General features: G+C 60.6%; 7 protein-coding genes. 3 read left to right on the plus strand and 4 right to left on the minus strand.

Annotated elements, in window-relative coordinates:
* Positions 1-7: 7 nt before the first annotated feature.
* Positions 8-1,300: a DUF2066 domain-containing protein gene (locus ACESMW_RS13630; RefSeq protein ID WP_372987564.1), complete on the minus strand. Its 1,293-nt coding sequence runs from the start codon at positions 1,298-1,300 to the stop codon at positions 8-10.
* A gap of 133 nt (positions 1,301-1,433) precedes the next feature.
* On the opposite strand from ACESMW_RS13630, the gene purM reads away from it, so the two are divergent.
* The 3 genes from purM (at position 1,434) to ACESMW_RS13645 (ending at position 3,983) form a co-directional block, all read left to right on the plus strand.
* Positions 1,434-2,498 carry a phosphoribosylformylglycinamidine cyclo-ligase gene (gene purM, locus ACESMW_RS13635; RefSeq protein ID WP_372987565.1) on the plus strand — a complete coding sequence of 355 codons (1,065 nt, stop codon included), beginning with the start codon at positions 1,434-1,436 and terminating at the stop codon, positions 2,496-2,498.
* Positions 2,495-3,157 (plus strand): phosphoribosylglycinamide formyltransferase, encoded by a 663-nt coding sequence (gene purN, locus ACESMW_RS13640; RefSeq protein ID WP_372987566.1) that lies wholly within the window; start codon positions 2,495-2,497, stop codon positions 3,155-3,157. The genes purM and purN overlap by 4 nt, the downstream gene beginning before the upstream one ends.
* 205 nt (positions 3,158-3,362) lie before the next feature.
* Positions 3,363-3,983, plus strand: coding sequence for a DUF3108 domain-containing protein (locus ACESMW_RS13645; protein WP_372987567.1), 621 nt, complete (start codon positions 3,363-3,365; stop codon positions 3,981-3,983).
* On the opposite strand, the gene ACESMW_RS13650 is transcribed toward ACESMW_RS13645, so the two are convergent.
* The 3 genes from ACESMW_RS13650 to dcd form a co-directional block, all read right to left on the minus strand.
* Positions 3,980-5,257 (minus strand): valine--pyruvate transaminase, encoded by a 1,278-nt coding sequence (locus ACESMW_RS13650; RefSeq protein ID WP_372987568.1) that lies wholly within the window; start codon positions 5,255-5,257, stop codon positions 3,980-3,982. The genes ACESMW_RS13645 and ACESMW_RS13650 overlap by 4 nt on opposite strands.
* 65 nt (positions 5,258-5,322) lie before the next feature.
* Positions 5,323-5,922: a YjaG family protein gene (locus tag ACESMW_RS13655; RefSeq protein WP_372987569.1), complete on the minus strand. Its 600-nt coding sequence runs from the start codon at positions 5,920-5,922 to the stop codon at positions 5,323-5,325.
* Positions 5,919-6,371: dCTP deaminase (gene dcd, locus ACESMW_RS13660; RefSeq protein ID WP_372987570.1), on the minus strand; the 453-nt coding region annotated here is incomplete at its 5' end. The genes dcd and ACESMW_RS13655, both read right to left, overlap by 4 nt.

Raw genomic sequence — 6,371 nt, forward strand, 5'->3', positions numbered from 1 at the left:
TAACGCCTTACTCTTCTACACCATTTCCAATGGCTGGTGACGGTTGCCAGCGGTAGTACAGCAACTGGTACAGCGATTCAAAGGCCTGTTCCGCGCCCTCGGAATCCAGTGGTAGCTCCCCGGAAACAGACTCGACGTCTGCCGCCGGTTCACTCGCGGCATTGTCCACAGCCCCGGCGCCACTCTCAACCCCGGCTTCCGGCGCAGCTTCAGCTTCCGAAGCGGGATCCGCCTCCGACTCAGGCTCCGAACTCTCCGGTTCCGGCTCGGGCACGAAGGAACCCGCGTCCAGGGGGATAAAGCGGGGGTCCAGCGCAACATATTCCTTGAGCTGGTCCAGTTCACCGTTGAAGGTGACCCGCAGGGTCAGCTGATCACCCTTGACCCGCGAGGCCCCTACCGCCTGAACCGGCGTGAATCCCTCGAGAATCCGGGTAGCCTTGCCATAATCCTCCACCGACTGGATGCCCTGTACCACGATATCAACCTGGGGAAGATCGCCCACTTCGCCGGCGGCTACCGCATAGCGACCGGCATAGCGGTCTGCCCAGCGGTCAATCACGGCCCGGGCCAGTGCCTGGGGATTTGCCGCGGTGACCACTTCTTCGCCACCGTCCATGGCCATACCGTCAAAGACCCAACCGGCACGCCACTGGCCGCCGCTCTGGCTGACCCGGACCAATGCCATCACATCGTGGCTGGTGTCCGGTGCGGAGGAGCGAACGCGGCCGACAAACTGCCCCCAGATCTCGGACAGCAACTCCCGGTCACCCCGGAAGTTCTCGGAGGGAAGCGCTACCGGCAGCCCCCGTTCGCTGGCTGCCTGTGCAAAAGCCGACTGCCATTGGTCCGCCTCGGAACCTTCCGTGATCAGGCGACGGGAACCCTGTTCCTCGACCGCAATCCAGGCCAGGGTCAGGGGCCGGTTGGCGCCCCATACCGGGGCATCGATGGACGCCAGGGCACGATTGACGCCAACCGCACCGAATGACATCTGCAGACGGTTGCCGCCATCGTCTCCCCGGAGAAACTGGTAGGAAAGCAGCAACGATTCTGCCTCGGCAAGCACCGACTGGATGCCGTCCCGGGCCAGCACGTCCCGGCTCCCGGAAACCCGCACCAGCACCCGGCGCAACCCTTCTGCATAACCCTGCTGCAACTGCGCTGATGAGGAGCCGTCCACCGGCACCTCGACGGAATAGAGCCCGGAGACTGTTACTGCCTGAGCCGGCGCACCCAGAAAGGCAAAGCCCATTAACAAAACGGCCGCCCGCACGGCAGCCCTGGATACCCGCGCCAAGTATTGTCCTTTAACTGACATGAATCACCCTGGTGTTCGCATGGATGGCGCATAGGATACACCATGGCCTATACGGTGAGTAGCTGTTAAAATCCGCGGCCTGTCCCACTTTTGCCAACGGCCATAAAACACCATGAGCGAACAGAAGCCCTCCCTGACTTACCGCGACGCCGGCGTTGACATCGACGCGGGTAACGATCTCGTCAACCGGATCAAGGACACCGCCGCCCGCACCCGCCGGCCGGAAGTGCTTGGCGGCCTCGGCGGCTTCGGCGCCATGGTGGCGATCCCCGCCGGCTATAACGAACCGGTACTCGTCTCCGGCACCGACGGTGTTGGCACCAAGCTGCGTCTTGCCATGCAGCTCGAAAAGCACGACAGCATCGGCATCGACCTGGTGGCCATGTGCGTCAACGATCTGGTTGTTGGTGGCGCCGAGCCACTGTTCTTCCTGGATTATTACGCCACCGGAAAACTGAACGTTGAGGTGGCGGCCCAGGTCGTTGAGGGTATTGGCGAGGGCTGTGAACAGGCCGGATGCGCCCTGGTGGGCGGCGAAACCGCCGAGATGCCGGGCATGTACGAAGGCGAAGATTACGATCTGGCAGGATTCTGTGTCGGCGTGGCAGAGCGCAGCGAAATCATTGACGGCAGCCGTGTGCAGGCCGGCGATGTGCTGCTGGCCCTGGGCTCCTCCGGCCCCCACTCCAACGGTTACTCCCTGATCCGCAAGATCCTGGAGGTGAGCAAGGCCGATCTTGACCAGCCCATGGGCGACACCACCCTGGCCAACGCGCTGATGGCCCCGACGCGGATCTACGTCAAGAACCTGCTGCAGCTGATCCGAGAAGTGGATGTCCGCGCCCTGTCCCACATTACCGGGGGTGGTCTGCCCGAGAACATCCCCAGGGTCCTGCCAGCCGGCAGCATCGCGGCCATTGATACGCAGAGCTGGGAACTGCCTGCGGTCTTCCAGTGGCTGAAAGATGCCGGTGGCGTCGCCATCGAGGAAATGTATCGCACCTTCAATTGCGGCATCGGCATGATTGTCTGCGTTCCGGCCAACCAGAAAGACCTGGCGCTGGATACCCTCAATGCCATGGGTGAAAAGGCCTGGCAGGTTGGCGTGATCGAAAGCGCCGATGATGCGCAAGCCGATGCACTGGTTCGTTACGCACCCGGGCTGTTGTCAGTATGAAGGCAGATCCAGCCCCATTGCCCAAAATCCTCGTTCTCGTTTCCGGCAGCGGCACCAACCTGCAGGCGCTGATTGATGCCAGCCGGGAGCGGGACTTTCCCGGCCAGATCACTGCCGTTGGCTCTAACCGCCCGGGGGCCTTTGCCCTGGAGCGGGCTGCCCAGGCCAACATCGAAACCTTTGTGGTCGATCACAAGGGTTTCGAAAGCCGGGAAGAGTTTGATGCGGCGCTGATGGCGGACATTCGCCGCCATAATCCCGACCTCATCGTCCTGGCAGGGTTCATGCGGATCCTGACCACGGATTTCGTGCGCGCCTTCCGGGGCAAGATGCTCAATATCCATCCCTCGCTCCTGCCCAAATACACCGGCCTCAACACCCATCAGCGTGCCATTGAAGCCGGCGACACCCTGCACGGAGTCTCAGTTCATTTCGTGACGGAAGAGCTGGATGGGGGACCTGTCATTGCCCAGGCAGAAGTCCAGGTAGCCCCGGACGACACCCCGGAATCCCTGGCGGAAAAGGTGCAGGAAAAGGAACATATCCTCTATCCGATCGTGGTGCGCTGGTTCTGCGAGGGTCGCATCCAGCTGGGCAGTGACTACATCCTGTTCGACGGCGAAATTCTGAAAGCCCCGATGCGGCTGCCCGACAACTGAACAGATTGTCATCCCCACGCCGTCCGGGAGCAGCTACACTGTCGCTGACTTTGACAGTTTGAAGGTTTGGCCCATGCGCATGTCAGGACTATCCAGAAGACACGGCAGAACCCCTGCATTCCAGCGGCTGGCGTTGCTGGCTCTCCTGCTCTTGCCCCTCATCTCTGCGGCACAAGAAGCCGCGCAGGAGTTGATTCCCTCCCGCGTGAGCTATACGGCCACCATGGACAAGGGCCTTCAGATCAACGGTACCGCCGTGCGCAGCCTCAGCCCCCAGAAAAACGGCATCTGGCTATACCGTACAGATGTCGACTCCTTCATTGCCGATATTGACGAATCCCTGATCCTCAAATGGGAGAACGGCCGGGTGATCCCCCTGCGATACCGCTACCGCCTCTCTGGCGTCTTCATACGAGACCGGGAGCAGTCCATCGACTTTGACTGGGACAAGGAAATCGCAACCGGCAGCTATCGGGATAACAGCTTTCAAATTCCTTTGAAGGAAGGCGCCCTGGACCCGCTCGGTTTCCAGCTTCAGCTCCGCCAGGACATCAAGGCCGGCAAGCGGGAAATGAGCTACCAGGTGATCGACGGCGGCGATTATGATGAAGAGAAGTTTGCCGTCATCGACGAAGAGCGGGTTTCCACCAATGGTGAAACCATCACCCTGCTCAAGGCAGAAAAAGTCCGGGGCGAGAATGCCCGGCGCCAGACCCTGATGTGGTTCGATCCTCAACAGGATTTTCTGCTGTCACGCCTGCTGCAGATTGAACCCGACGGCAGCCGTTATGAGTTGCGCCTGAAAGATGCAGAGCTGGGCGATTAACCCCTTCTCCCCGCCTCTGCCCATACGGCTTTCACTTCGTCCGCAATGATCCGGAGGCCTTCGGCCACGCGCTCATCGTCCTGGGAATAAGTCACCCGCAGGCATTCGTGGCTGTGACGCCAGCCATCCTCCGGCAATCCCGGGAAGAAGTAGTGCCCGGATACCACCAATACTCCCCTGCTCTTCAGTCGCTGGTACAACTCCAGACTGGAGATGGGCAGATCCGGGAACCATAACCAGAGGAACATGGCGCCCTCGGGTTTGTGGATGTACCAGCGGCAGCTGTCCTCGCCCATAGCCGCCCGGAACGCAGCGACCGCCTTTTCCATCTTGGCCTTGTAGAAGGGGCAAACCACATCCCGGCTCAGGGACAGGATTTCTCCGGACCGCACCAGCGGTTCCGCCAGCATGGCACCGAAACTCCCGGTGGCCAGGTTCAGGATCGCATTGATGCCGGACAATGCCTTGATGATTGGCTCGGCTGCGATGACGATGCCTGTGCGCGCGGCCGGCAGGCCGAGTTTCGAGAGGCTGAGACAGAGAATGATCTGCTCGTTCCAGGTCGGGTGCGCATCCACAAACAGCAGGTTCGGAAATGGCGTACCGTAAGCCCCGTCGACAATCAGGGGAATGTCGTGCTGCCTGGCCATGACTTCCAGCCGGGCCAGCTCGCCGTCGGTGATGACATTGCCGGTAGGGTTGGTCGGGCGTGAGACGCAGATGGCTCCAGTCTCGCCGGTGACTTCCACCGCATCAAAGTCCACCCGGTACTTGAACTCGTGGGCATCGGTGAAGGAGATATCCGGCTGCACGGCCCGGAACAGTTCCGGCTCGATGCCGGCATCGGCATAGCCGATATACTCCGGCGCCAGGGGCAGCAGTATGTGTTTGCGGTGGCCGTCGCCGTAATCGCCGCCAAACATGTTGAACAGCATGAAGAAGGCGGCCTGGCTGCCGTTGGTCAGGGCAATGTTTTCGGGTTTGAGGCCCCAGCCATACTCCCGGTTCAGCAGGTCCGCCAGCGAGGCAATAAACTGCTTCTCGCCCTGGGGCGGATCATAGACCCCCACCAAACGCCGGACGTCGTCCTCGTTCCGGCTCATATCTGCCAGGATTTCCTGCACCCGCTGCTGGATTTCGGGGATATGGCCCGGATTCCCTCCGCCCATCATGATCATGTCATCCCCGGAGGCCATGGCATTTCCCAGATCATCCATCAGGGAAGTGATGCCGGCATCGGCGGTGAACTTGCGACCAAAAGCAGAGAGTTTCATGGCTCTATCCAATCAGGGCTGACAAACGGGTTTAACATCAAGTGTAGCGCGGACAGCCGGTTTATTTAGCTGTCCAGGGCAATCCCGAGATTGCTGACACCGTCGTTGGCGGCCTGTGCCTTCAACTCGGCGATAAAGGATTCCTTGGGAACCCGCTGGCGTTTCAGGGCTAGCACCAGGTCCCGCTGGAATATCTTGTCTTCTTTCATCAGGGGGTGATGATCGAGCAGGCGAACCAGCTCATCTTCCGGCAGATCTTCGCCTTCAGACATCTCGATGAAGTTCATCACCGTTGCGGTGGCCAGCTGGGAGGCCTCGGTTGCCCTATGCTTGTTGGGATTCAGGCGGTTGAGCAGCGCCTGTTCCAGCAACTGGCAGAAGTCGAAGGCCGGGTAGACACCATAGGCGTCATAGTCATCCACGTTGGGCGACAGGGTTTCGAGTTTGCTCAGCAACTGGGGTATGGCGGCTTCGCTGGCCTCTTTCTGGAGCATTTCCCAGGCCAGGTCCAGGAGCTGGCGCATCTTGGCGCCCGTTTTCAGGCCAACGGCGTCGGCGAACAGGGCGTAGTTGGGAAACGAGCGTTCCGCGAGGGCCAACAGGAAGGCGCATTCGCGCCATCCCTGCAGTTGTGCGACGGCTTTGAGAAACTGGTTGGCGTTCATGTCCTGGGCAGGGTCACGCCGGTCTGGCCCAGGTATTTGCCGCCCCGGTCTTTGTAGCTGGTTTCACAGACTTCGTCAGACTCGAAGAAGAGCATCTGGGCAACACCTTCGTTGGCGTAGATTTTGGCCGGGAGGTTGGTGGTGTTGGAAAACTCCAGGGTCACCTGCCCTTCCCACTCGGGTTCCAGCGGGGTGACGTTGACGATGATGCCGCAGCGGGCGTAGGTGCTCTTGCCCAGGCAGATGGTGAGTACGTTGCGGGGAATGCGGAAGTACTCGACGGTGCGGGCCAGGGCGAAGGAGTTCGGTGGAATGATGCAGACGTCACCGGTGTAGTTGACGAAGCTGTTGTCGTCGAAGTTCTTCGGGTCCACGGTGGCGGAGTGGACGTTGGTGAAGATTTTGAATTCGTTGCTGCAGCGTACGTCGTAGCCGTAGCTGGAGGTGCC

This window comes from Marinobacter sp. (assembly GCF_041690455.1).
Taxonomy (GTDB): Bacteria; Pseudomonadota; Gammaproteobacteria; order Pseudomonadales; family Oleiphilaceae; genus Marinobacter.